The sequence below is a fragment of the Faecalibacterium sp. An77 genome, from assembly GCF_002161315.1.
Classification (GTDB): domain Bacteria; phylum Bacillota; class Clostridia; order Oscillospirales; family Ruminococcaceae; genus Faecalibacterium.
Window position 1 is genome coordinate 19874 of sequence record NZ_NFHK01000017.1, and the last position, 24701, is coordinate 44574.

General features: G+C 62.9%; 26 protein-coding genes and 1 tRNA gene. 17 read left to right on the top strand and 10 right to left on the bottom strand.

The window, feature by feature from the left end:
• Positions 1-6 precede the first annotated feature (6 nt).
• Positions 7-777 carry an alpha/beta hydrolase-fold protein gene (locus B5G28_RS07515; protein ID WP_087247456.1) on the bottom strand — a complete coding sequence of 257 codons (771 nt, stop codon included), beginning with the start codon at positions 775-777 and terminating at the stop codon, positions 7-9.
• A gap of 447 nt (positions 778-1224) precedes the next feature.
• Positions 1225-2304: a branched-chain amino acid aminotransferase gene (locus tag B5G28_RS07520; protein WP_087247458.1), complete on the bottom strand. Its 1080-nt coding sequence runs from the start codon at positions 2302-2304 to the stop codon at positions 1225-1227.
• Positions 2305-2613: 309 nt separating this feature from the next.
• On the opposite strand from B5G28_RS07520, the gene B5G28_RS07525 reads away from it, so the two are divergent.
• From B5G28_RS07525 to B5G28_RS07535, 3 genes are all read left to right on the top strand, one after another.
• Entirely contained in the window at positions 2614-3267 is a 654-nt protein-coding gene (locus B5G28_RS07525; RefSeq protein ID WP_087247460.1) for an HAD family phosphatase, read from the top strand.
• Between the two features lie 4 nt (positions 3268-3271).
• Complete coding sequence (locus tag B5G28_RS07530) at positions 3272-4075, top strand: Cof-type HAD-IIB family hydrolase (RefSeq protein ID WP_087247463.1); 804 nt, start codon at positions 3272-3274, stop codon at positions 4073-4075.
• 156 nt (positions 4076-4231) lie between these two features.
• Complete coding sequence (locus tag B5G28_RS07535) at positions 4232-4615, top strand: desulfoferrodoxin family protein (RefSeq protein ID WP_343215546.1); 384 nt, start codon at positions 4232-4234, stop codon at positions 4613-4615.
• 152 nt (positions 4616-4767) lie between these two features.
• Here B5G28_RS07535 and B5G28_RS07540 read toward each other — a convergent pair whose 3' ends face one another.
• Positions 4768-6885 carry an AMP-binding protein gene (locus B5G28_RS07540; protein WP_087247465.1) on the bottom strand — a complete coding sequence of 706 codons (2118 nt, stop codon included), beginning with the start codon at positions 6883-6885 and terminating at the stop codon, positions 4768-4770.
• Positions 6886-6956: 71 nt separating this feature from the next.
• Complete coding sequence (locus B5G28_RS07545) at positions 6957-7478, bottom strand: hypothetical protein (RefSeq protein ID WP_087247467.1); 522 nt, start codon at positions 7476-7478, stop codon at positions 6957-6959.
• 334 nt (positions 7479-7812) lie between these two features.
• Between B5G28_RS07545 and B5G28_RS07550 the strand changes: the two genes are divergently transcribed.
• The gene (locus B5G28_RS07550) at positions 7813-8226 is read left to right on the top strand and encodes an EamA family transporter (protein WP_087247469.1); all 414 of its coding nucleotides are present in this window, start codon (positions 7813-7815) and stop codon (positions 8224-8226) included.
• Positions 8227-8307: 81 nt separating this feature from the next.
• Here the strand turns inward: B5G28_RS07550 and B5G28_RS07555 are convergent, their stop codons facing one another.
• On the bottom strand, positions 8308-8838 hold the full coding sequence (locus B5G28_RS07555) for a MarR family transcriptional regulator (RefSeq protein ID WP_087247471.1): 531 nt from the start codon (positions 8836-8838) through the stop codon (positions 8308-8310).
• Positions 8839-8938: 100 nt separating this feature from the next.
• Positions 8939-9991 (bottom strand): hypothetical protein, encoded by a 1053-nt coding sequence (locus tag B5G28_RS07560; RefSeq protein WP_087247473.1) that lies wholly within the window; start codon positions 9989-9991, stop codon positions 8939-8941.
• A 298-nt stretch (positions 9992-10289) separates the two neighbouring features.
• On the opposite strand from B5G28_RS07560, the gene B5G28_RS14680 reads away from it, so the two are divergent.
• Positions 10290-10433, top strand: coding sequence for a hypothetical protein (locus tag B5G28_RS14680; protein WP_158098195.1), 144 nt, complete (start codon positions 10290-10292; stop codon positions 10431-10433).
• Positions 10434-10436: 3 nt separating this feature from the next.
• On the opposite strand, the gene B5G28_RS07565 is transcribed toward B5G28_RS14680, so the two are convergent.
• Positions 10437-10823 carry a thioesterase family protein gene (locus B5G28_RS07565; protein ID WP_087247475.1) on the bottom strand — a complete coding sequence of 129 codons (387 nt, stop codon included), beginning with the start codon at positions 10821-10823 and terminating at the stop codon, positions 10437-10439.
• 252 nt (positions 10824-11075) lie between these two features.
• Between B5G28_RS07565 and B5G28_RS07570 the strand changes: the two genes are divergently transcribed.
• The 3 genes from B5G28_RS07570 to B5G28_RS07580 all read left to right on the top strand — a co-directional run bounded on the left by B5G28_RS07570 (position 11076) and on the right by B5G28_RS07580 (position 13766).
• Positions 11076-11393, top strand: coding sequence for a metalloregulator ArsR/SmtB family transcription factor (locus B5G28_RS07570; protein ID WP_087247477.1), 318 nt, complete (start codon positions 11076-11078; stop codon positions 11391-11393).
• A gap of 30 nt (positions 11394-11423) precedes the next feature.
• Positions 11424-11645, top strand: a complete 222-nt coding sequence (locus B5G28_RS07575) for a cation transporter (protein WP_087247479.1) — start codon at positions 11424-11426, stop codon at positions 11643-11645.
• A 225-nt stretch (positions 11646-11870) separates the two neighbouring features.
• Positions 11871-13766, top strand: coding sequence for a heavy metal translocating P-type ATPase (locus B5G28_RS07580; protein WP_087247481.1), 1896 nt, complete (start codon positions 11871-11873; stop codon positions 13764-13766).
• Positions 13767-13854: 88 nt separating this feature from the next.
• Here B5G28_RS07580 and B5G28_RS07585 read toward each other — a convergent pair whose 3' ends face one another.
• Both B5G28_RS07585 and B5G28_RS07590 read right to left on the bottom strand, forming a co-directional pair.
• Positions 13855-14610, bottom strand: a complete 756-nt coding sequence (locus tag B5G28_RS07585) for a TIGR02206 family membrane protein (protein ID WP_087247483.1) — start codon at positions 14608-14610, stop codon at positions 13855-13857.
• A 24-nt stretch (positions 14611-14634) separates the two neighbouring features.
• Positions 14635-15642, bottom strand: coding sequence for an asparaginase (locus B5G28_RS07590; RefSeq protein ID WP_087247485.1), 1008 nt, complete (start codon positions 15640-15642; stop codon positions 14635-14637).
• 147 nt (positions 15643-15789) lie between these two features.
• Between B5G28_RS07590 and B5G28_RS07595 the strand changes: the two genes are divergently transcribed.
• The 5 genes from B5G28_RS07595 (at position 15790) to B5G28_RS07615 (ending at position 20384) form a co-directional block, all read left to right on the top strand.
• Complete coding sequence (locus B5G28_RS07595) at positions 15790-16920, top strand: hypothetical protein (RefSeq protein ID WP_087247487.1); 1131 nt, start codon at positions 15790-15792, stop codon at positions 16918-16920.
• Positions 16921-17016: 96 nt separating this feature from the next.
• Positions 17017-17889, top strand: coding sequence for an NAD(P)/FAD-dependent oxidoreductase (locus tag B5G28_RS07600; protein ID WP_087247489.1), 873 nt, complete (start codon positions 17017-17019; stop codon positions 17887-17889).
• The gene (locus tag B5G28_RS07605) at positions 17879-18598 is read left to right on the top strand and encodes a Crp/Fnr family transcriptional regulator (RefSeq protein WP_087247491.1); all 720 of its coding nucleotides are present in this window, start codon (positions 17879-17881) and stop codon (positions 18596-18598) included. The genes B5G28_RS07600 and B5G28_RS07605 overlap by 11 nt, the downstream gene beginning before the upstream one ends.
• Positions 18599-18753: 155 nt before the next feature.
• The gene (locus B5G28_RS07610; protein WP_087247493.1) at positions 18754-20085 is read left to right on the top strand and encodes a prolyl oligopeptidase family serine peptidase; all 1332 of its coding nucleotides are present in this window, start codon (positions 18754-18756) and stop codon (positions 20083-20085) included.
• 35 nt (positions 20086-20120) lie between these two features.
• Positions 20121-20384 (top strand): hypothetical protein, encoded by a 264-nt coding sequence (locus B5G28_RS07615; protein WP_087247495.1) that lies wholly within the window; start codon positions 20121-20123, stop codon positions 20382-20384.
• A 268-nt stretch (positions 20385-20652) separates the two neighbouring features.
• Here B5G28_RS07615 and B5G28_RS07620 read toward each other — a convergent pair.
• Positions 20653-20729, bottom strand: a tRNA-Ile gene (locus tag B5G28_RS07620).
• Positions 20730-21244: 515 nt separating this feature from the next.
• Between B5G28_RS07620 and B5G28_RS07625 the strand changes: the two genes are divergently transcribed.
• The 4 genes from B5G28_RS07625 to B5G28_RS07640 all read left to right on the top strand — a co-directional run bounded on the left by B5G28_RS07625 (position 21245) and on the right by B5G28_RS07640 (position 24684).
• The gene (locus tag B5G28_RS07625) at positions 21245-22549 is read left to right on the top strand and encodes a family 10 glycosylhydrolase (protein ID WP_087247497.1); all 1305 of its coding nucleotides are present in this window, start codon (positions 21245-21247) and stop codon (positions 22547-22549) included.
• Positions 22550-22665: 116 nt separating this feature from the next.
• Positions 22666-23214, top strand: coding sequence for a hypothetical protein (locus B5G28_RS07630; protein WP_087247499.1), 549 nt, complete (start codon positions 22666-22668; stop codon positions 23212-23214).
• On the top strand, positions 23211-24143 hold the full coding sequence (locus B5G28_RS07635; RefSeq protein WP_087247501.1) for a DMT family transporter: 933 nt from the start codon (positions 23211-23213) through the stop codon (positions 24141-24143). Before B5G28_RS07630 ends, B5G28_RS07635 begins: the two co-directional genes overlap by 4 nt.
• On the top strand, positions 24133-24684 hold the full coding sequence (locus tag B5G28_RS07640) for a YgjP-like metallopeptidase domain-containing protein (protein ID WP_087247503.1): 552 nt from the start codon (positions 24133-24135) through the stop codon (positions 24682-24684). Before B5G28_RS07635 ends, B5G28_RS07640 begins: the two co-directional genes overlap by 11 nt.
• The last annotated feature ends 17 nt before the right edge of the window (positions 24685-24701 follow it).

The window sequence follows — 24701 nt, forward strand, 5'->3', positions numbered from 1 at the left end:
GCCTCCTTAGACGTCGAGACCGTAGAACAGGGTCTCCATCACGAAGGGGAGCTGCCGCTCCCAACTGGCTTCGCTGTGGGTGCCGCCCGGCACAATCCGCTGGGTCAGATGCACCCCGCGGTTCATGACCTTGGTGCCAAAGGAACCAAAGTCCCGCCGCATGGTCTTATGATTTCCCATTTCCTCCGAGCCGTAGTCCATATACAGGATGGTGTCGGGCTGGATCTTGGCCCGGGTCACCAGGGCCTTGAGCTTGTCGGGCGCCACCCAGATGGAGGGCGACAGGGCCGCCGCCCGGCTGTACACGTCGTTGTACTTGAACAGGGCGTACAGGCTCATGAGACCGCCCATGGAACTGCCTGCGATGAAGGTGTGTTCCCGGTCGGGCAGGGTGCGGCATTCGCTGTCCACAAAGGCCTTGAATTCCTGGATGAACCACCCCATGGTGTCATCCCCGTGGCCCTCAAACCGGCCTAGCTCCTTTTCCTCAAAGCGATAGGGGGAATATTCGTCCAGGCGCTCGTAGTGTTCCCCGGTGTTGCACTCCAGGGCCGCCACAATCAGGGGCACCCGGTTTTCGTCCAGAAACCGCTCCATCCCCCAGCTCTTGCCGTAGGTGGCGTCGGAATCCCAAAAGACATTCTGCCCGTCGAACATATACAGCACCGGATACCGGCGGTCCGGCTCCCGGTCATAGTCCACCGGCAGATAGAGATAGGCGGCACGTTCTTCCTCCCCGTTGACGGCGGGATAAGGCACGCTCCATTTTCTGACCATGGTTCATTCCTCTCTGGGCGGGCCGCTGCATCCGTCAGAAGCCGCTGCGGCCCTTCCCCACGCCCCGGCCTCCGGCCGCGGGCGTGTACATATAGTTTATCACAGTAAAGCGAAGTAGTAAAGGCTTTCTGCACCAAAAAACTCCCGCCGGACTTGCGGGGCGGGAGTAGAAACCGGCGGCAGCCTTTTAAAATCGGTCCGGCCTTGATGACATGTGCGTACAGGCCGGACACCGACCGGGAAATGTTACGGCCAAGCTGTGCCCGCCGCAGGGCGGGTGCGGGCTTGGCCGGGACATTTTGTCGGAAAGGGGGGTACTGGGGGGAAAGCGGGACGGTCGTGCGAATGCACGCCGGAGCGGGTTCCCCTCAGGGCGTGTCGGCCCCCGACACGCCAAACTCCCGCCGGACTTGCGGGGCGGGAGTTCTTTCTATCAGCAGACTGCGCTTAGTAGACCTTTTCCACGGGGACGATCCAGCCCTTGGTGTCGGGCAGGCGGCCCCACTGCATACCGGTCATGGTGTCGTACAGTTTCTGGGTGACGGGGCCGATCTTGCCGTCGCCGATGTAGGCGTGCTCGCCCTTCCAGACCAGTTCCTTGACGGGAGAAACCACAGCGGCGGTGCCGGTGCCGAAGACTTCCTCCAGCTTGCCCTCCTGGGCGGCCTTCATGACGTCGGCGATGGCCAGCTTGCCCTCGATGACCTCATAGCCCCAGTCCTTCAGCAGCTCGATGCAGCTGCGGCGGGTGACGCCGGGCAGAACGGTGCCCACGGTGGCGGCGGTGTAGACCTTGCCGTCGATCTTGAACATGATGTTCATGCTGCCGACTTCCTCGACGTACTTCTTCTCGACGCCGTCCAGCCACAGAACCTGGGCATAGCCCTGCTCCTCGGCCAGCTCGCCGGCCTTGATGGAGGCGGCGTAGTTGCCGCCGCACTTGGTGAAGCCGGTCAGGCCGGGTGCGGCGCGGATGTAGTCATCCTCCACGTAAATCCGCACCGGGTTGATGCCCTCGGCGTAGTAGGCGCCGGAGGGAGAGCAGATGATGCAGAAGGTGTAGTGATGGGAAGCGTGGACGCCCAGGCCCACGTCGGTGGCAAAGACAAAGGGACGGATATACAGGGAAGCGCCGTCGGCATGGGGCACCCAGTCGCGGTCCACATCCACGATGGCCTTGACAGCCTGGATGTAGTCCTCCTCGGGGATGGTGGGGATGCACAGACGGTCGGCCGAATCCTGCATCCGCTTGGCGTTGCAGTCGGGGCGGAACAGCTGAATGGTGCCGTCGGCGGTGCGGTAGGCCTTCATGCCCTCAAAAATCTCCTGGGCGTAGTGCAGGACGGTGGTGGCAGGGTCGATCTGGAAGGGACCATAGGGCACGATCCGCGCGTCGTGCCAGCCCTGACCGGCGGTGTAGTCCATCACAAACATATGATCACTGAAGATCTTGCCGAAGCCCAGCTTCGACTCATCCTGCGGCTTGGCCTTAGGAGAGGCGGTACGGGTGATTTTGATATCCAACATGATGTTCCCTCTTTTCTCACTCTTGCACGAAACGCGCCCGGGCCCACCGCCCTTGCCGCTTTCGCCAAATGTTAGTTCTTATTATAATAACAAGTGAAAAATTTACAAGAGGGACGGCATATATTTTCATCTTAGGGTGCTGTAAGTTGCGCTGGATTGTGCTATAATAGCACTGGGTTTCGGGGCTGCTGCAAAGCGGCTTCCAGGGCCTCATTTCGCGCAGCTGCGGCCAAAACGCCGTCCCGTCCCGCCGGTGAGGCGGCCCGGGGCAAAAGCTGTTCCACGCAACAGACAACAAAGGATGACTGTATGATACAAGGTGTTCTTTTCGATATGGACGGCCTGATGTTCGACACCGAACCGCTGTGGGGCGAGTCCTGGGCGCCGGCGCTGGAAGTGTTCGGCCTGCCCTTCAAAACCGGCCTGGATCAGGCGGCCCGGGGCGCCGCAGGGGAAAACCTGCGGGCGGTGCTGCGGAGCTATTACGGCCCCGACTGCCCCGCCGAGGCCATCATCCAGACCTTTGACCGGATCGCCCACGAGAAATTCCTGGCGCCGGTGCCCAAGAAGCCGGGCCTGGATGAGCTGATGGACTGGCTGGACGCCCAGGGGATTCCCATGGCCGTGGTGTCCTCCAGCGGGGCGGACGTCATCCGCCGGAACCTGGACAACTGGAATCTGACGTCCCGGTTCCGGGCTCTGGTGTCGGGAGAGATGGTCACCCGCTCCAAGCCCGACCCCGAGGCCTTCCTGCTGGGAGCCAAAGCTCTGGGTGTGGAGCCGGCCTCCTGCCTGGTGCTGGAGGACAGCCACAACGGAGTCCGGGCCGGCGCAGCCGGCGGCTTTGTCACCGTCATGGTCCCCGACCTGATGCCCGCCGACCAGGAGATGCAGAGCCTCTACACCATGAAGTGCGACAGCCTCTGCGAGGTGCTGGACAAGCTCAAGGCAGGTGAACTGTAATACAATGGGGAATATTCGCGCTGCATTTTTCGATATTGACGGCACCCTGCTGAGTTTTGCCACCCATCAGGTGCCCCCTTCCACCCTGCGGGCCCTGAAGGAGATGAAGGCCGCCGGCATCAAGCTGTTCATTGCCAGCGGGCGGCCTCCCTTCTACATGAAAGGGATGGAGGAGACCCTGGGTGTGCCCTTTGACGGCTATGTGCTGACCAACGGCCAGTGCTGCACCGACGGGGACCTGAACCCCTTCTACATCCAGGCCCTGCCCAAGGAGTCGGTGCCTGCCCTGCTGCGGTGGCTGGAAGCTCACCCCGACACCCTCTGCGCCTTCTGCGAGGACGAATACGTCTACCTGAACCGCCCGGCGGATCTGGTGGAGAAACGGTGCGAGGACGCCCATCTGAACCCGCCCCGGCACCCGGTGGGCGACCCGGCCCGGGCTCTGACCCATACCACCTATCAGCTGAATCTGTACATGCCCCCCGAGATGGACGCCCCCTTTGCCGAGGCGGTGCCGGGCTATCGGGCGGTGCGGTGGAACCCGGTTTTTGCGGATGTGATCCCCGCCGACGGCGGAAAGGCCGAGGGCCTGGCCCGGATGATGGCCCGCCACGGCCTCACCGCCGACCAGTGCATCGCCTTTGGAGACGGCGGCAACGACATTGAGATGCTGCGGGCCGCTGGTACCGGCGTGGCCATGGGCAACGCCTCCCCCACCGTCCAGGCGGCCGCCGACTACGTCACCGATACGGTGGACCGGGACGGCATCTGGAAGGCTGCGGTGCATTTCGGACTGATTCAGGAATAATTCCTGAAAAGTGATGCAGTCACAGACAAACGGCAGAAAATCGGGTATACTAGGACCATCGAAAGCGAGATGCTTCGAAACCAAAAACCAAACGAAACGGCCGCGCCGTGCGGCCCCCACGATACAACAAAGACAAACCAAAAAGGAGAGACTACCATGAAAGAGTTGAAGTTCTACGTTTGCAGCCACTGCGGCAACCTGGTCGAGATGGTCCACAGCTCGGGCGTTCCCATGATCTGCTGCGGCGAGGCCATGAAGGAACTGGTCCCCAACACCGTGGACGCTGCCGGTGAGAAGCACAAGCCGGTGGTCACCGTGGACGGCAGCACCGTCACCGTGGTGGTCGGCTCTGTGGCACACCCCATGACCGATGCTCACCTGATCCAGTGGGTGGTTCTGGAGACCGAGCAGGGCGTCCAGCGCAAGGAGCTGGCTGCCAACGCCGAGCCCAAGGCCGTCTTCACCCTGGCCGAGGGTGACAAGGCTGTGGCCGCTTACGCCTACTGCAATCTGCACGGCCTGTGGAAGACCGAGGCCTGATTCCCCCATCTGACCGGATCTGACATCCAGACATAGCATCGCCCCCGCCCGGACCTGGCGCTCAGCCAGCCGGACGGGGGCGATTTTTGCTTTGCCGAAAAAGCAAAAAAGGAGTTCGAAAAAGGAATCGTGAATCGCAAACAGAAAATCCCTCAGCCCCGGACCATCTTGCCCAGAGCGTTGCGGGGAAGGGGCTGGTCGGTGAATTCCACCGACGTAATCCGCTTGTAGAGGGGCAGAGACCGGTTGGTCTGGGTCACAAAGGCCCGCACCTCGTCCCGGACGGCCTCCCGGCAGGAAATCCGGGCGCAGATTTTGCCGTCCTTCTGCTCCACCAGCACCTCCCGCACTGCGGGGTTCCGGCTCAGCAGGGCTTCCAGCTCCTCGGGGCTGACGTTTTCCCCGCTGGGCAGAATCATCAGGCTGTTTTTCCGCCCGGTGAGGTAGATATAGCCGTCGGCGTCGATGCGGGCCAGGTCTCCGGTGTGGAACCATCCGTCCCGCAGCACCGCCGCCGTTCCCTCGGGGTCTTTGTAGTAGCCCAGCATGACGGCGTCGCCCTTCATGCACAGCTCGCCGTCCTCCAGACGGTATTCCATGTCCGGGTCCCGCAGGCCCACCGAGGACAGATGGGCGGCGTCCTGGGCGCTGTTCCAGCCGCCGTCCCCCACCGTCTCGGTGAGGCCGTAGGTCTGGATGATGGTAAAGCCCTGGGCGATGAGGTCGGCCAGCATCTGGGGGTCGTACATGGCGGCCCCGCAGGTGAACAGGCGCAGCTTGCCCAGGCGGGCCCGCTTCCCTTTCATCACATCGTGGTGGATGGATTTCAGGAGGGTGGGCACCACCGCCATGGCGTCGCTGGGCATGGCGGCCAGGTCCCGGTAAAAGCGCCGCAGATCGGTGCAGAAGTGCACCGCGTTCCCGCTGATGCTCCAGGAAATCAGGCTGGTGAGGGCCGCGATGTGGAACAGGGGCAGGACGCTGAAAGCGGCGAACTGGTAATCCTCCGGCAGGCCAAACTGGTGCCGGACGGTCTCAAAAGGCTCGGTAAACAGCCGCATGGGGGCAAAGAGGTTGCGCTGGCTCAGCATGACCCCCTTGCTGCGGCCGGTGGTGTCGGAAGTGAAAACGATCAGGGCCAGAGCGTCCTGGTCGGGGCATTCGGTCAGCTCGGCCAGTTCGGTGCAGCCTGCAAAGGCATGGATGTCCAGCACCGTGCCCTTATAGTCTGCAAAGGCCGGCTCCCGGTCGGAATAGACGCCGTCCGCCAGCAGGCAGTCCACGTCGGCCCGGGCCAGCTCATCCGACAGCTGGGCCCAGTTCTTTTCGATGTTCAGGGGGACGGCCACCGCCCCCGCCAGAATGCACCCGAAGATGGCCACCCCGTAGGCGTAGCCGCTGCGGGCCAGCAGGCCGATGTGACGTCCCTGCACGTCGGGCAGGCTCCGCCGCAGATAACCCACCATCCGGCGGATGTCGGCGGCATAGTCCCGGTAGGTGACCTCACGGACCCCACCGGCTTCCTCGTCGTACCACCGGACTGCCACCCGCTGGGGCCAGGCGGACTCCATGTTGATGACGTTCTGATAGACGGTGGAAATCCAGAAGGTCTGGTCCAGAGACTGCTCCATGGCTTCCCGGGCCCGGGCGGAATCCCGGGCCTCAAAGGCCGCCAGAATCTCCCGGTACCAGTGGAGGGCCACCGGCACGCTCTGACGCCGGGCGTTCTGCCGGTAGGAGGACTGGATGGCGTCGTCGATGATCTGGTAGATCTGCTGCATCATGTTGCTGCGGGTCAGCCGGGCCAGCATGCAGTGGAACCGGCTGTCCAGCCGGGCAAAGGCGGCCAGATCCGCCTCGGACCGCTCCATCTGGTCCAGCAGCTCCCGCAGCTGGGCGATTTCGCCGTCGGTGGCCCGGCGGCAGGCGATCTCACAGATGGGCCCCTCCACCATCCGGCGGAAGGTCAGGATGTCCTTCAGGGTTTCCCGGCCCAGATACAGCATGGGCACCAGCTGGTTCAGGGCGGCCCCGGCCTCGGGACCCCGGATAAAGGAGCCCTCGCCGAAGCGGGTTTCCAGCAGGCCCAGACCGCTGAGCTTCTGCAGCGCGTTGCGGACGGTCACCCGGCTTACTCCGAACTGGGCGGCCAGTTCATTTTCGGAGGGCAGTTTGTCGCCGGGTTTCCAGCTGCCGGACAGAATCTGCTGGCGCAGCTGGTCAAAAACCTGCTGGCTGACGCTGCTCTTTACCACTTTTTGAATCGCCATCGTCGGATGCTCCTTTGTTCCATAATACACTCTTATTGTAGCATCCGGCCGGCGGTTTTACAATCCGGCTTTCACTTTTTGGCTTCGGAGTGGCCTGCGGCGGCGATCTTGTTGCCGATGGAGGCGAACAGCAGAGAACCGCCCAGAATGACGGCGCCGCCCACCCAGAAGGTGATCAGCTGGGAGCCGATGATGGCGGGGGTGATCTCCTCAAAGTTGACGGTGGCCACCGTCAGATAGGCAAAGGCCACGTTGTTGCAGACCACGGGGCAGACGGTGCCGCCCAGGATGATGACGGTGAGGATGACGCCGATGCTGAGGGCGAATGCACCCAGCAGGCCCATGTAGGGAGCCAGGCCGAAGGTGCCGGCATAGAGGGCCAGCGCTGCCACCAGACCCAGGGTGCCGCCGGCGAAAATCATGGGAATGTTCTTCATGTCTGCGCCCAGGGCGAAGAAGAAGATGGTGACGAAGTACAGGGGCCAGCCGGCAATGCCCAGGGCGACGGCGGCCACGTTGACAATGAAGATCCAGACCAGCACGCTGGCGGTCACGATGACGTGATGACGGTCAGGTTTTTGGAAAATGGACATAAGGCTCCTCCTATGGATGCACAGCCGCCCACCATCGGGCGCCGCATGCAGGTTTTTCTCGGTCTACCTGTAATACAGGTACTCCGACAGGATACCATGTATACCTTCCGGTGTCAATCCTTTCCCCAGATTTTTACCGCCCGGGCGAAAAAAGGTTGTTTTCTCCCCTGCCCGGCGTCCGGCGCCCCGGAAAAAGGGGCGGTTTGGGGCCGGCGGCCGGGGAGTTTGGTGACTGGCTCACCATACGGCCCCCTGCCCGGGCAAAAATCGGGAAAAGCCCTTGCCCTTTGCCCCGGGATGTGCTTATAATGGGCGTAGAAAGAAGGCATTTTCCATGTGGTTTTTCTTCGCATTGGGGTCGGCAGTGTTTGCGGCCCTGACCTCCATCCTGGCAAAAGTCGGCATCGAAGGGGTGAACTCCACCCTGGCCACCGCCGTCCGCACCGGCGTGGTGCTGGTGATGTCCTGGGGCATGGTGTTCCTCACCAATACCCAGGGCGGCCTGAAGGACATCAGCCCCCGCAGCTGGATGTTTCTGGTTTTGTCCGGACTGGCCACCGGCGCGTCCTGGCTGTGCTATTACCATGCCCTCCAGATCGGCGACGCGTCCATGGTGGTGCCGGTGGACAAACTCAGCGTGGTGATTACCCTGGTGCTGGCCTTTGTGTTTCTGCACGAGCCCTTCACCGCCAAGTCCCTGGTGGGCTGCATCCTCATCACCGCAGGCACCCTCTACATGGTCCTGTAATAACGGCATGAAAACACAAACCGCCCCCGCTGCCATAAGGCACAGCGGGGGCGGTTGTACTGTTTTGGGTGGGGTTGGCTGTTATTCTGCGCACTCCGGTGCAGCACCGGCATCGGGCGCAGCGGCGGGCGACTCGGGCCTGGCCTGCCGGATGGGGGCGGCGGCCTTGGTGGCGGGCAGCTGCAGCTCGGGCATCAGCTCATCGTTGATGATGGTCAGCATTTCTTCCATTTTGGCCACATCTTCGGGTGAGAACCGTTCCCGCACCCGCTCGATGACGGTGTGCAGGTAGGAGTAACTGATGCTGTAGTAGTCGATGTACTTCTGGGTGGGGCGCAGATGATACTCCCGCCGGTCGGTGGTGGATTGGATCTTTTCCACGTAGCCCTTGCGGACCAGGCTGCCGATCTTATAGGCGGCGTTGGGGGTGGAAATCTGCATCATGCGCGAAAACTCGGCGATGGTTGGTTCGCCCAGGGCCATGATGCCCTCCATGCAGAAGGATTCCACAGTAGTGAGCGTGGCTTCCCGCGTGGCGAACCGATGAAATACCTTTTGGTAAAAGTGAAGCTTGAACTTGGTATAGACGGCCTGGAACGCGTCCTCCAGCATGGGTTTGCCCCCTTTCTGAGCGTATCTAAAGACAGTATATCATATTTTCGACCGGAGGGAAAGACCCTGCATGAGGAAAGTATGACCGCCGGCGGAATATTTACCCCGCCGCAAAGCCCACGGTGGTGGGCATACCCTGCCAGGAAGTGCCGTCGGCCCGATAAAAATGCCGCTGGGCCGACCCGTCGGCCAGGAGATAATCCACCGCAAAGACCTCCCCCTGCTGGACCGGCCAGGGGAAGTTATTGTAAGGCAGCACATCTCCGATGAGGGGCAGGGCCTGAACGTCCTCATAGGCGTCCTGAATCAGCCAGAAGGTCCGGGACTGGTACTGCGGCATCCGGCCGGACAGGTCCTGCACCGCCAGACAGAGGGCGGAATACTCCTTCCCGCCCAGCGAGACGGCGGAAGTCAGGCCGGCGGTGGTGTAGTCCACTCCGGCGGTCAGATTCCGGGCCAGAAGGTTTTCTCCGTAGATCTGCCGCAGCTGGTTGGCCAGACAGGGCACTGTCCCGGTGGAAAGATCGTTCTGATAGATGTCCGAATGGGCCGACCCGGTGATAACCATGACGCTGGTGCCGGCGGGCAGGGCGTCAAAGGCTTCCTTGAAGTTGAGCACCATCTGTTTTTCCCGGTAGGCGCCGTCCAGGGTCTGGTAATAGGTTTTGCCCTGGCCGATGATTTTCTGGGTCAGGTCCCAGTCGGACGAGCCCATCTGGCCGGTGAGCATCAGGCCCATCAGATACCGGCGGCCGGTGGTGTCGTACTGGTGGCCCACGTCAAAGCCGTGGAACACCGTCTCGGGGCATTCCGCCTTGATGGCCTGGTAAAAATCCCAGGTGGCCTGGCTGTTGCCGGCGGTTCCCTCGGTGTCCTCGTACAGGCGGGTGAGGATGGCGTCATCCTCCGCCTTGATCCACAGATTCATAAAGGCGGCCGTATAGGAGGGCACCTCGATGAACAGGTCCCGCATCCCCTGGTTGTGATAAAAGTCTTTCCAGGCGGCCAGCTCCTGATCCAGATGGGCCTGGGTGGAGTGGTTTTCGCCGTAGAGATAGATCTTCCCTGTCCCCTGCTGAGCCGAAGCCGGCACGGCGGCCAGGGTCAGCAGCAGAAAGCAGAGGGCGAACAGTCCTGCAAATGCCTTTTTCATGGTGAAACGGAACCTCCTTTCCGATGGGAAAACCTCCCCGCCCGCATGAAGGGGCGGCGCGCCGGGCAGACTAGGGTGGATCTGAGAATGCATCTATGCTGGACCGTTCGCCCCAAAGATGCAGCTGCAAGGCGCAGGAGCGCCGCACTCCTTTGTGGAATGCAAGCGACTGCAACGCGGCAGATGCGCTTTGGGGCAGAAGGAGACAGTGTGGAGGTATTTTCAGATCCACCCTGACCTCACATCCACCGAAAGGGGGCGTATTGCCGCGCCGGATTACAGAGAGCTTTACTTTGAAATGTTCCGGGCCAGCGAGGCGGCCATCCGCCTGCTGCAGCAGGCCCAGGCCCGGGCCGAAGAGGCCTATCTGGCGGCCCAGCCGCCGCCGCTGGAACTTCCCGACGACCCGCCCGAAGACCGCCGGGCCGGGCCGCCCTGCTGAAGGTCAGCCCCGCTTGGCCTGGGCCTTGGCGAAGAACTTGGCGTCGTCGATGACAAACCGCTGATGCACCCCGTGGCCCACCGGGCCCTTTTCGTCCCGCATGGTCACCGAGAAGGTCAGCTTCCGGCCGTCCACCGCGATCAGCTCGCTTTCACAGGTGACGGTCATTCCCACCGGGGTGGGGGCGGTGTGCTCCAGCGACAGCTGGGTGCCCACCGTGCCGCAGCCCGGGTCCAGCTGGGAGGCTACGCTCTCCCAGCAGGTCTTTTCCGCCAGGGCCGCCAGGGCCGGGGTGGCGAATACCTCCAGGGTCCCGCTGCCCATGGCGCGGGCGGTGTTTTCAGGGGTGACGGCCACAGATGCCTGGCCGCGGATTCCAGCTTCCAACATGATGTATTTCCTCCTTGCAGGGGCCGGGCCTTTGGGGCTGCGGCCCTGATTTTTTGTCTGTCTTAAGAATACCACATTTTGGGCCACGGCGCACCTGTTTTTGACCGTTTTTTCCAGGGAATTTCCGGCGGGGCGGAGTTTGTCAGAACATACGTGATTTTTTTATCATTTCCCTCTTGACTTCCCGCGGCGCGGTGCTATAATGAACACATGAACAGATGCTCATATATCAAGGACAAAGGAGGATGCAAGATGGAACAGCAGGCCAAGACCACAGCCGAGGGGATGCCGGACGACGAGATTCTGTACGAGCTGGCGGACCTGTTCCGGGTGTTCGGCGATTCGACCCGGATCAAAATTCTGTATGCGCTCCACGACCAGGAGCTGTGCGTGCAGGATATTGCCGCGGCGGTGGCCCTGAGCCAGTCGGCGGTGAGCCATCAGCTGCGGGTGCTGAAGGACTCCAAGCTGGTGCGCTTTCGCCGGGAGGGCAAGACCGTCTATTACGCGCTGGACGACGACCATGTGCGGAGCATTCTCTCCCTCGGGATGGAGCACATCGAAGAATGACACCAAGCGGATGGAAAGGACTGGTACATCATGAAAAAGACCTATAAGATCGACGTGGACTGCGCCAACTGCGCCAACAAGATGGAGGCCGCCGCCCAGAAAACCCCCGGCGTCAAGAACGCCACCGTCAACTTCATGACCCTCAAGATGAGCGTGGAGTTTGAGGAGGGCCAGGACCCCAAGGCTGTGATGCCCCAGGTGCTGGCCAACTGCAAAAAGGTGGAGAGCGACTGCGAGATCTTCGGGATCTGAGAAGCGGTTTTCCACAGAACCGGGGGATAAAAGCGGCAGTTTTCCACTTTTTCCACCGGTTTTTCCACGGTTTTTGAGGAAAAGTTCAAAAATAACGAGAAAAAGTGGTTTTTGTTCCACAGATTTCTGGGGAAAACCTGTGGAATCTGTGGACAAACGCCGCCCTGTGTCGAAATGGTGTGGAAAAACAGGGCCGGACAGCCTGCAAAAGGAGGCTTTTGTGATATGAACGCCAAGCAAAAGAAGATGCTGTACCGGATCATCGCAGCGGCGGTGCTGCTGGTTGTGCTGCAGCTGCTGCCGGCGATGCCGGTGCCGGTGGGGGTGCTGTATCTGGTTCCCTATCTGGTGGTGGGCGGGGACGTCCTGCGCAAGGCCATCAAGGGCATCCAGAACCGCCAGCCCTTTGACGAATGCTTCCTGATGGCAGTGGCCACCGTGGGCGCCTTCGCCCTGGGGGAGTACATGGAAGGCTGCGCCGTCATGCTGTTCTATCAGGTGGGCGAATTGTTCCAGGCGGTGGCCGTGGGCAAGAGCCGCCGGAGCATTGCGGCCCTGATGGATATTCGGCCCGACTACGCCAACCTGGAGCAGCCCGACGGCTCCCTGGAACAGGTGGACCCCGACGAAGTGGAGGTTGGGTCGGTGATTGTGGTGCAGCCCGGCGAGCGGGTGCCCATTGACGGCGTGGTGGTGGAGGGCACCTCCACCCTGAACACCGCGGCCCTCACCGGCGAGAGCCTGCCCCGGGACGCCAAGGCCGGGGATGATGTGATTTCGGGCTGTGTCAACCTCAGCGGCGTGCTGCGGGTCCGCACCACCCGGGAGTTTGGGGAATCCACTGTCTCCCGGATTCTGGACCTGGTGGAAAACTCCAGCATGAAGAAGGCCCGCACCGAGAACTTCATCACCCGGTTTGCCCGGGTGTATACCCCGGCGGTCTGCTACAGCGCCCTGGCTCTGGCGGTGCTGCCGCCTCTGGTGCTGATGCTGCTGGGCCAGCCCGCCCGGTTTGGGGACTGGGTCTACCGGGCCCTCACCTTCCTGGTCATCTCCTGCCCCTGCGCCCTGGTCATCTCGATTCCCCTGAGCTTTTTCGGGGGCATCGGCGGAGCCAGCACCTGCGGCATCCTGGTGAAGGGCTCCACCTATCTGGAAGAGCTGTCCCGCACCAAAATCGTGGTCTTTGACAAGACCGGCACCCTGACCCGGGGCGTCTTTGAGGTCACCGGGGTCTACCCTGCCGGCGGCGGGGACCGGGATTCCCTGCTGGAGACCGCCGCCCTGGCCGAGAGCTATTCCAAACACCCCATCTCCCAGAGCCTGAAACAGGCCTTTGGCAGAGAGCTGGACCCGGCCCGTGTGTCGGACGTGGAGGAGCTGGGCGGCTATGGCATCACCGCCCGGGTGGACGGCCGGAATGTGGCGGTGGGCAATGCCCGCCTGATGGCCAAACTGGGCCTGACCCCCACCCCGCCGGAACAGACCGGCACCGTGATTTACCTGGCCGTTGATGGCGCTTACGCCGGCGCGGTGGTGATTTCGGATGTCCTCAAGCCCACCGCCGCCAAAGCCATTGCGGGCCTGAAACGGGCTGGCGTCCGCTGCACCGTCATGCTCACCGGCGATACCGAGCCGGTGGCCAAATCGGTGGCGGATCAGCTGGGCATCACCGAATACCATGCGGGCCTGCTGCCCGAGGATAAGGTCAACCGGGTGGAATCCCTTCTGGCCGAAAAAGGCCCCCGGGAGAATCTGGCTTTCGTGGGCGACGGCATCAACGACGCGCCGGTGCTGTCCCGGGCGGATCTGGGCATCGCCATGGGCGCTCTGGGCTCGGATGCCGCCATTGAGGCGGCGGACATCGTCCTGATGGACGACGACCCCGCCCGCATCGCCCTGGCCATGGACATCTCCCGCCGCACCGTGCGGATTGTCTATCAGAACATCGTCTTTGCCCTGGCGGTCAAGGCGGCCTGCCTGCTGCTGGGCGCTCTGGGTCTGGCCGGGATGTGGCTGGCCATCTTCGCCGACGTGGGCGTCATGGTGCTGGCCGTCCTCAACGCCACCCGCGCCCTCTATACCCGGGATCTGGTCCGCCGCAACGGCCTGAAATCCTGATCCCCTGCCCCATCCGCATTCTGAAACAACACAGCGCCCCGGAGGCATCCCAAACGGATGCGCCCCGGGGCGCTTTTTGCGTGCAGAATCAGGTTTTTTTCCGCCGTTTGCGGAGCAGGTCCGCCGCCGTCCAGGGCAGGTACAGGACCGCCCAGATCGCAAAGACAATCAGCAGCAGGCCCAGTATGTAGGCGGGGCCGAACAGCTGTTCGATGACCTTCAAAGCGGCGTTGCCGTAGGAACCCCGCAGAAACATAAAGTTGGTGTCCAGGAAATGGTTGCAGAGGGCCGCGGCGGCAGTGTCCAGCGCCAGCACCCCAAAGACCGCCGGCAGCCGCCGGACGCTGGGCCGGAACCCGCCTCCCAGCAGCAGAACCGGATACAATACCAGCATGATGTGGACGGTGCTGGAATGAAGATGCATCACGTTCCACAGGGGCAGGGCCTGCCAGGAGGGAAACAGCAGAGCCGCCAGCGCCCCCGGCAGACAGAGGGCGTAGAGCACCTCGGCGGCGATGGGGTTGGGCCGCAGGGTGTACCACAGACAGATGAACAGGTTGATGCTGCACAGGTGAAAGGGCAGAAACTGCCAGACGAACTGGCCGGTGGCCAGAGCGGAAACGTCTTTCAGCAGTTCGTCGGCCAGCAGCAGAAGGGTCAGAACGGCCAGCACCCGCCGCCGTCCCCGGTCCCCCAGCCGCCGGAACCCGAAAAAGCCCGCCGTGCACAGAACTGCGCACAGCCCCAGCCAAAAGAGATGCACCGGGCCGAACAGGGCAAAGGACTTGTAATCCCCGCCCCGCAGCTGAAGCATGGTGTCGATGGTGTACCAGAATGGAGACATAGCGCCCTTCCCCCTCCCGGACGATCAGTGATAGAAGGTGTCGAAGTTGATCTGGCGGTAGAATTTTTCCTGCAGCTCCTGGAAGTGGTCGCACTTCTGGGCCAGCAGCCACATGCTCTTGGTGATGACGGCCTCGATGGTCATGTCGTGGGCTTCCAGGAAGGCAAACTGATCCTTGACCCGGCGGCCCACCTCGTAGATGCCCACGTCGCTGCCCTCGTAGGTGACCTGGGTGGTCATAATCAGCACCTTGTGGGTGTCCTCGTACCGGCCCAGACCCCGGGCAAAGCCCTCCATCAGGGATTCCGGGATGCCGCCGGCGCCGAAGCTTTCCACAATCACGCAGTCGTACAGTTGAAAAATCGCCGGCAGCAGGTCGGGCCGCATGCCGGGGGTCAGTTTCAGCAGAAAGACCCGCTGGTCCAGGGCGTGGCTGAACTGGACCGGCCCTTCGGGCAGCGGGGTCTGGATGTAGTGGACCAGCCGGTCCCCCTGGACCTGGGCCAGATGGGGGAAATTCACCGACGCAAAGGCGTCGTAGCTGATGGTCTTGTTTTTCTTGGCCCGGGTGCCGGCGATGACCAGGCCCCCGAACACCACCATCACCCCGTGGCTGCGGGGGTCCAGCGCACAGATGACGCTGTCCCGCAGGTTCTTTTTGGCGTCGGTGATCTCGTTGGAAATGGGCTGCTGGGAGCCGGTGAGGATGATGGGCTTGGCCGCGTTCTGGACCAGATAGCTCAGCGCCGCCGCCGTGTAGGCCAGGGTGTCGGTGCCGTGGCAGAGGATGAAGCCGTCGTAGCGGTCGTAGTTTTCTTCGATGGCCCGGGCCATGTCCAGCCAGTGGGCGGGGCTCATGTCGGTGCTGTCGATGCTGCACAAGGCCAGGGTGTCGGGCTGGCACAGCTCGGCCAGACCCGGAAGATGGGCCAGCAGTTCCCCGCTGGAAAGCACCGGCCGCAGGCCCTGCGGGGTCCGCACACAGGCAATGGTGCCGCCGGTGGTAATAAACAGAATTTTCTTTAAACGCATAGAGTGCCTCCGTGATATTGGGTCCCGTCCAGTATAGCACAAACCGGCCCGCTGGTGTGTAAAATTTCCTGGGAAAGTCCCCGCCTTGCTTTTTGGCCCGGGGTGCGGTATCATGAGGGCATCCAAACCAACGACGGGAGGCGCGCTGTGAAAAAGAGCAAAAAGAATGTCCTGGGCAAACTTTTGACCTGGGGTCTGATCCTGCTGCTGGGCATGGCGGCGGGCTATCTGGGGGCCTCGCTGGCGGCCGAAATCGGGATGGCGTCCGACGCCCTGCCCTTCCTGATTCTGGGTCTGCTGGCAGGCTTTTTCATCCAGATTATTCTCCATGAGGGCGGACATCTGGTGTTCGGTCTGGCCACAGGCTACGGCTTTGTGTCCTTCCGGGTGGGCAGCCTCATGCTGATCCGCCGGGACGGCCGGTTCCAGTGGTGCCGCTACCGCCTGTCGGGCACCGGCGGCCAGTGCCTTCTCGCCCCGCCTCCCTGGCGGGAGGAAGGGTTCCCGGTGTTCGCCTACAATCTGGGCGGACCGCTGATCAATTTTGTGTCGGTGCTGCTGTGCGGGGCGCTGGTGGTATTGTTCCGCCGGAGCAGCCCGGCTCTGGCCTGCATCTGGATCGGGATTGGCCTGGCGGGGCTGTATCTGGGCCTGGTGAACGGCATTCCCCTCAAGATCAGCGGGATGCCCAACGACGGCTACAACGCCCTGCATCTGGGAAAAGACCCGGTGAGCCGGCGGGCCTTCTGGGCTCAGCTGGCCATCAATGCGGCCCAGATGGAAGGCCGGCGGCTGCGGGATATCCCCGAAGAATGGTTTATTCTGCCGGGGGATGCAGGCCCCGACGACCCCATGAAAGGGGCGGTGTGGGTGTACCGGTACAGCCGGCTGGTGGATCAGGGCCGCTATGAGGAGGCCTCCGCCCTGCGGGAACAGCTGCTGAAAGAAACCGGCAAACTGGCCGCCGTCCATCAGTATGCGCTGCAGGTAGACCAGGGCCTTTTCGACCTGATGGATGGCCGTACCAGACAGGGGCTGGACATTCTGGGCAGCTCCGAGATCAAGGCGTTTTGCCGCCAGATGAAGGGCAACCCGGGGATTGTGCTGGTGCAGTATGCGGCGGCCCGTGCCGCCGGCAAAACCCAGGAGGCGGACCGCCTCCGGGCCCGGCTGGAAAAGGACCTGGATGCCTGGCCCTACCCCGGGGACGCCGACGCCACCCGGGAACTGCTGGCCCGGGTGGAGGACCGGCTGGCCAGCGCGGCGGAAAAGGGGTAAAAAGGGCCGGTTTGTAAGTCAGTTACAGACCGCGGGCGGAAAATGTGCCATACTCATTTGGAAGAGAAAACAACGATACCCAGGAGGAACAAGGATATGGCGAATGTGGTGATTATTGGTTCGGGTCCGGCGGGCATTTCCGCCGCGCTGTATACGGCGCGTGCCGGGGTGGATACCACCGTCCTGACCAAAGGCCCCGGGTCGCTGGCCCGGGCCGAGGGCATCGAGAATTATTACGGCGTGCCGGGCAGCATCTCGGGCGCCGAGCTGGAGCGCCGCGGCATCGAGGGCGCCAAGGAAGTGGGGGTCAAGTTTGTGGAGGCCGAGGCCGTGGGCCTGACCTTCACCGATAAGCTGACGGTGGAGACCCTCAGCGGAGAATATCCCGCCGATGCGGTGATCCTGGCCACCGGTGCGTCCCGCACCGCGCCGCCGGTGCCGGGCCTGAAGGACCTGGAAGGCCGCGGCGTGAGCTACTGCGCCACCTGCGACGCCTTTTTCTACCGCGGCAAGGATGTGGCGGTGATGGGCAGCGGCGAATACGCCCTGCATGAGGCCTCGGCCCTGCTGCCCCTGGCCAGGAGCGTCACCCTGCTGACCGGCGGCGCTGAGCTGACCGCCCAGTTCCCCCCGGAGATCACCGTCCGCACCGAAAAGGTGGAGGCCATTCTGGGCCAGGACAAGGTGTCCGGCGTCCGGCTGGCCGGCGGCGAGGAACTGCCCCTGGACGGCGTCTTTATCGCCCTGGGCGTGGCGGGCAGCACCGCCCTGGCCCGCAAGATGGGCGCCGAAGTGGACGGCAACAAGATTGTGGTGGATGCCAACATGATGACCACCATTCCCGGCCTGTTTGCCGCCGGCGACTGCACCGGTGGCCTGCTGCAGGTGGCGAAGGCGGTGTATGAGGGGGCCGTGGCCGGCAACGAGGCCGCCAAGGCCCTGCGAAAGGGCGGTTTCTATGGAGCGTAAAGAAGCAGAGGACAAAGGCTGCCTGGCCTGCTGCTTTCCCTTTTGGGACAAGCTGACGGCGGAACAGCAGGATTTTCTGTGCCGGTTTGCACGTCCGGTCCATTACGACAAGGGGGCCCATGTTCACAGCCCTACCGAAAACTGTGTGGGCATTCTGCTGCTGCGTTCGGGCCAGCTGCGGGCCTACCTCCTGTCGGAGGAGGACGGCCGGGACGTGACGTTGTACCGGCTGTTTGCGGGGGATGTCTGCATCCTGTCCGCCTCCTGCGTGCTGGATTCGGTGACCTTTGACGTCCACATCGACGCCGAGGAACCGGTGGAGGCCTACTGCATCGGCGCCGGCGCTTTCAAGCGGGTGATGGATGAGAACATCTACGTCCGCTGCTATGCCTATCAGATGACGGCCGAGAGCTATTCCGAGACCATGTGGGCCATGCAGCAGATTCTGTTCATGAGCGCCGACCGGCGCCTGGCCATTTTCCTCACCGACGAGCTGGCCAAGACCGGCGGCAATGACCTGCGGATGACCCACGACCAGATTGCCCGCTATATGGGCAGCGCCCGGGAAGTGGTGAGCCGGATGCTGAAGTATTTCGCCCAGGAAGGGCTGGTCAAGCTCTGGCGCGGCGGCCTGACGGTGCTGGATAAACCCCGGCTCCAGAAGCTGGCCCGGGGCGAGGCCGGCAGCCGCCCCCGCCGCAGGCAATAACAAAAAACAATCCGGGCATCGTCCCGCTCCTTTCGGGCAGGCCCCCGCCTTTCGAGGCGGGGGCCTGTTCTGCGTCCGCCGCAGGAAAAAGGGTTTGCAAATCCATTTTCCCGGCGGTACAATGGGGAAAAATGAGGAAAGGCGCGTGATGTCGGATGATGACCCATGGATCAAAGCCCGCCCTGTGGGAAACGGTTCCCGTTCTGCGGGTGTCGGGACAGCCGGGTGCCCCGGGCACCCAGCTGGCTCTGGTGGAGGGCTGCTCCTGGGGGCCGGCGGTGTCCCGGGTGCTTCTGGTGCTGCCTAGGCCGGTTTGCAGCGATTCGGTGACGGCGGACCGGTTCCAGGTGTGGGAGGAAAAGGAAGCTTTTGACAAGGCCGAGCCGGTCCCGGCCCGGATGTTGTCCAGAACCCGGCGGACCGTCCGGCAGGCGGCCGCCGTGACGGCCGACGGGGCCCCGACCCGTCAGGATAGCCCTTATATTCTTCTGACTCTGGCGGTGAGCCCGGCAGAGGGCTGCCCCTTCTGTTTCAATCCCCTGACCCAAAAGGCGGACTGGTGCGACCCCTACCGCCTGACGGTGACCCTCACCGCTCCCCTGCCCACCCCGGAAGGAAAACCGCTGGACCATCTGGAACTGGACCCGGAGCCCTCCATGGGGGTGCCCTGCCTGGCGGGGGTCCGGCTGGACGGGGTGTTCACCGGTTCCGGGGGCCATACCCTGCACTATGCCTTTTATGGGCCGGACCACCCCGCCGGAGAAAAGCATCCGCTGGTGATCTGGCTCCACGGCGCCGGTGAGGGCGGCACCGACCCGGCGGTGGCGGCGCTGGGCAATCAGGTGTCGGCCCTCTGGGGCGATACCTTCCAGAAGGAAATGGGCGGGGCCTATGTTCTGGCTCCCCAGACCCCCACTTACTGGATGCAGTACACCGAAAAGGGCGACTGGAAGGACAACCCCGGTGTGTCCTCGGTGTACCATCGGGATTTGATGGAGCTGATCCGGGCCGTCCTGGCGGAACACCCCGACATCGACCGCGACCGTGTGGCGGTGGGCGGCTGCTCCAACGGCGGTTACATGACCATGGATCTGGTTCTGGATGATCCGTCCCTTTTTGCGGCGGCCTATCCCATCTGTGAAGCCTACCGCGACGACGGCATCTCCGACCGGCAGCTGAAAGCGCTGGCGGAATCCGGCCTGCCCCTCTGGTTTGTCTATGCGGAAAACGACCCCATCGTTCCCCCGGCGGCCCACGCCGCCCCCACCATCCGGCGTCTGCGGGAAATGGGGGCCGATCTCCACGCCACCGTCCTGCCCAAAGTGGTGGATGAAACCGGCCTTTATACCCGGCCGAACGGCTCCCCGTATGAGTACAACGGACATTTCAGCTGGGTGTATTTCTTCCAGGGCCTGTGCACCGACGGCGGCGAAAGCCTGTGGCCCTGGCTGGCCCGGCAGAACCGGAGCGGACGAAACAAGATGTAACCCCCTGAACGTCACCAGACGAAAGGAGCGCGGCAATGGATATCAAAGAGAAGATGCAAACGGTTTCCCGATATGGGGTCGAGCTTTTGCTGCTGGCTGCCTGGGCGGTGCTGATGTTTTTCCCCGGGTGGGCGGACACGAGAGGATTTCAAATTTTTCTGGCGGTTTCCATTGCCTGTGCCATGATCCATTCGCTGTGCAGGAAACAGTTTTTCCCTGAGCAGAAAATCAGCAGAGCGGAGAAAACCGCGGCGGCTTGTTTGATCGCGGCGCTTTTTCTAAGGCTGGTGTTTTTCTGAGAGGGGGAGGCAAATTTTATTTTGGCTCGCCGCCCTGTTCAAGTCGGGCTGGCCACCGCTTCGCTGCACGAAAAAGCAAAAACGCCCGGCGGGGTACGCCGGACGTTTTGTTTTTGGTGGGCCAGCCAGGACCACCCGCGGGCTAAAAACGGTCCACAGGACCGTTTTTGCGAGCTGCGGCTCGCCGCCCTGTTCAAGTCGGGCTGGCCACCGCTTCGCTGCACGAAAAAGCAAAACGCCCGGCGGGATACGCCGGACGTTTTGTTTTTGGTGGGCCAGCCAGGACTTGAACCCGGGACCAAGCGGTTATGAGCCGCCAGCTCTGACCAACTGAGCTACTGGCCCGCAAATGCTTTGCATATGCTGTAACAGGCGGTTTGCAGTGCACTAATAAAATTATTATAGCAGATTTGTGCTCAAATGAAAAGACTTTGGCTCGATTTCGCTCTGTGGAAAAAGCGCACATAAAGGCGGGATTGTGGTATAATAACCGCTAAGGCGGTTATTTGACCCAGAAGTGCACACTTCGCGTGGATTGGTTTTTGTCCGCTCCGGCGGACACGGTATAATAGCTGCGAGAACAGCTATTTGACCAAGAAGTGCACGCTTCGCGTGGATCGGTTTTTGTCCGCTCTGGCGGACACGGTATAATAGCTGCGAGAGTAGCTATTTGACCAAGAAGTGCACGTTTCGCGCGGGGGGCATTTGTTCGCCCGAGAATACAGGAAACGGTGCGGCGATCGAGCCCATTCATTTCGGGAGACAGTGCACAGAACAGCATCCGGGCGATGCGGCCCGGTCAGAGAGAGCGGAGGGGTTGGGATGAAACACAACAAGCTACAGTACAGGGAGGCGGTCTGATGCCCCAGACAAAAAACACCCGAACCACCACCCGGACGGCTTCCAGAGGCCGGACCCGGGCCCGAAAGAAGTCCGGGGGCAAGGTAACCCGGCGGGCTTTTTTGGTGGGAGCCGGGGCGGCGGCTGTGGGAGCGGGAGCCCTCTGGCTGAGCCGGCAGAGTTGGATAACAGGTCCCGAGTCCCGTTCCTCCGGGCCGGGGGCCGGAGAATACCGGGCCATGTGGATCAGCTACATTGAGCTTCAGGGGATGGATTATGCCTCGGCGGAGGGGTTCCGGGCCCAGGCCGCCGCCATGATGGACAACTGTGCCGCCCTGGGGCTCAATACGGTGCTGGTTCAGGTGCGGCCCTTTGGGGACGCCCTCTATCCCAGCGCCCTCTATCCCTGGAGCCATATCTGCACCGGCACCCAGGGGGTGGACCCCGGCTTTGACCCGCTGGACATTCTGTTGACCGAGGCCCACAACCGGGGCCTTTCCCTGGAAGGTTGGATCAACCCCTACCGGCTGCGGGCGACGGCCTCGTCGCCGGCCCAGCTGGCGGCGGAAAATCTGGCCAACACCCACCCGGAATGGGTGGTGGAGGTCAACGGCGGCCTTTATCTCAACCCGGCCATCCCCGAGGCGGCGGCCTATGTGGTGGAAGGGGTGGCCGAGCTGGTGCGGAATTATCCGGTGGACGGGGTGCATTTTGACGACTACTTCTACCCCACCACCGACCCTTCCATTGACGCGGCCCAGTTTGCCGCCAGCGGCGCCGCCGATCTGGCCGGCTGGCGGCGTCAGAATGTCACCGCCCTGGTCAAGGCGGCCCACGACGCCGTCAAGGCCAAGGATCCCACCCTGCGGTTTGGGGTCAGTCCCCAGGGCAACCCCGACAACGACCTGAACCAGCAATACAGCGACGTTTATGCCTGGCTGGAGGCCTCCGGGGAGGATGCGGTGGTGGATTACCTCTGTCCCCAGCTGTACTGGGGCTATGGATACCGGCTGTCCAGCGGGTCGGACCGGTTCGCCTATGAGAACATCCTCCCGGAATGGCTGGCCATGCCCCGGGGATCTGCGGCCCTGTACATCGGGCTGGGGGCCTGGCGGATTGGGGACGGCGACGGCGGCTCGGACGAAAACAGCGTGGCACGGTGGTCCACCGGGCGGGCGCTGGCCGATCAGGTGGCGGACCTGCGGGCCCAGGGGGCCGGGGGTTATGCCTTGTACCGGTATGGGTCCCTGTTTGGGAATGGGGCCTGGCCTGAGCTGGCCGGGGCCGAGTGCGCGGCCCTGACCGAGGCAAACGCCCCAGAATAAGGCCGGAAAAGGTTGTGTCTAAGAGGAAAATGCGGTATACTAACAAGAAGTGATTGGAACACAACCACCAACGAGAATGAAAACGGGGCAGAGCGGCGTCTCTGCCCGGAGGTCTTATGGAACGGAAAACAAAGATGAAACGGTTTTTTGCGCTGGTGCTGGCGGCGGCGCTGACCCTCAGCCTGGCGGGATGTGAGAGCATCAAAAACGGGGTGGCCAGCCTGATGGGCTTTTCCAACACCGCCCAGGAGGCGGACACCGAAAACTGGGCGGCGGCCACCACCGATCCCATCATGCTGCCCGAGGGCACCGATTCCACGGCCCAGTGGGCCAACGTGGTGTCAAACGGCACCCTCTACGGCATTTACAATGGCATCTGGAAGCGGAACACCGGTTATTTCCAGGTGGCGGGGGATACCCTGACCATCACGGCCTGCGGCACCGCCGAGGGCGTCCAGGAGTACAAGCTGGCTCTGTGGAAAAAGGTGGACGGCGGGGCCCAGTATGTGGACGGCTCCACCGGCTATATCCGCACCGACGGCACCAATTACCGCTATACCATCACCGGGCTGGACCCGTCGGCCCAGTACCGCATCACCGTCTCGTACGACTCGAGCCGGTATTATCTGTACGGAATGTTTGCAGCTGAGGGAATTGTGGGATGAAAGTACAAACAAGAAACACCTTTTTGCTGGTGCTCTGCGCCCTGATCTGGGGCCTGGCCTTCGTGGCCCAGAGCGCCGGCTCGACGTTGGCGCCCTTTGCCTTTCTGGCCTGCCGCAGCTGGCTGGCCATCGTGTTCCTGTGGCCCCTGTGCCGCGTCTTTGACGCGGTCCACCGCCGCCGCGGGGAGCCCGCCGGCCCGCCCCAGGGCGAGGCCCGCCGCGTTCTGCTGCGGGGCGGCCTGATCTGCGGCACCTTCCTCTTTGCCGCGTCGGCGGCCCAGCAGATTGGCATTACCCTCAACCCCTCCACCGCCAAGGCCAGCTTCATCACCGCCATGTATGTGGTCCTGGTGCCGGTGGTGGGGCTTCTGTTCGGCCGCAAGAGCCCGGCCCAGATCTGGGGCTGTGTGGTTCTCTCGGTGGCGGGCCTCTACCTGCTGTGCATGCAGGGAGGCTTCGGCGGAGTGGAGCTCAGCGACGGCATTCTGCTGCTGTGCGCCGTGCTGTTCACCTTCCAGATTGTGTCGGTGGACCACTTCTCCCCCCAGGTGGACGGCGTGCGGCTGAGCATGCTGCAATTTCTGGTGGTGGCGGTGGAGAGCACCATCGCCTCCTTCCTCACCGAGACGGTGACTCTGGCCGACATCACCGGCGCGGCTCTGCCGGTGCTCTACTGCGGCATCCTGTCCAGCGGCGTGGGCTATACCCTCCAGATTCTGGGCCAGCGGGACCTGAACCCCGCCATTGCCAGCCTGGCCATGTGTCTGGAGAGCGTCTTTGGCGCCCTGGGCGGCTGGCTGCTTTTGAGCCAGAGCCTCTCGGTGCGGGAACTGTGGGGCTGCGCCCTGATTTTTGCCGCCGTGGTGGGCGCTCAGCTGCCGCTGGGCCGCCTGATCCGGCGTCCGGCCCGCAGCAGCCGTGGCGGCTAAGCACGATACAACCCAGCTGCGTCAGGCCGGCGGCATCTGCTACCAGCTGACCCGGCGAAGGGTGAAAAATCTGAATCTCCGGGTCCGTTCCGACGGCACCGTGGCGGTGAGCATCCCCATGCGGGCCTCCCTCCGCCAGGCGGATGCCTTCGTGACGGCCCATGCGGAGTGGATCCAACAGGCCGTCCTGCGCCAACAGCGCCGGGCGGCCCGTCCTCTGCCCGACCGGGCCGCGGCCCTGGAACATTTCACCGCCCTGAGCCGGGCGGTGTTTCCCTCCTTTGCCGAGGCGCTGGGGGGACAGATGCCGGTCATCAAGGTCCGGGCCATGACCAGCCGCTGGGGCGTCTGCGTCCCCGCCAAACGGCAGATTACCTTTGCCCTGGCCCTCTGGAACGAGCCCGCTGCGGCCCAGGAATATGTGGTGGTGCATGAATTCTGCCATTTCCTGGTGCCCAACCACAGCCCGGCCTTCTGGGCCCAGGTGGAACAGCGGATGCCCGACTGGAAAGCCCGCCGCGCCCTGCTGCGGGAGGAATAAAAACCGGGAGGTACAAA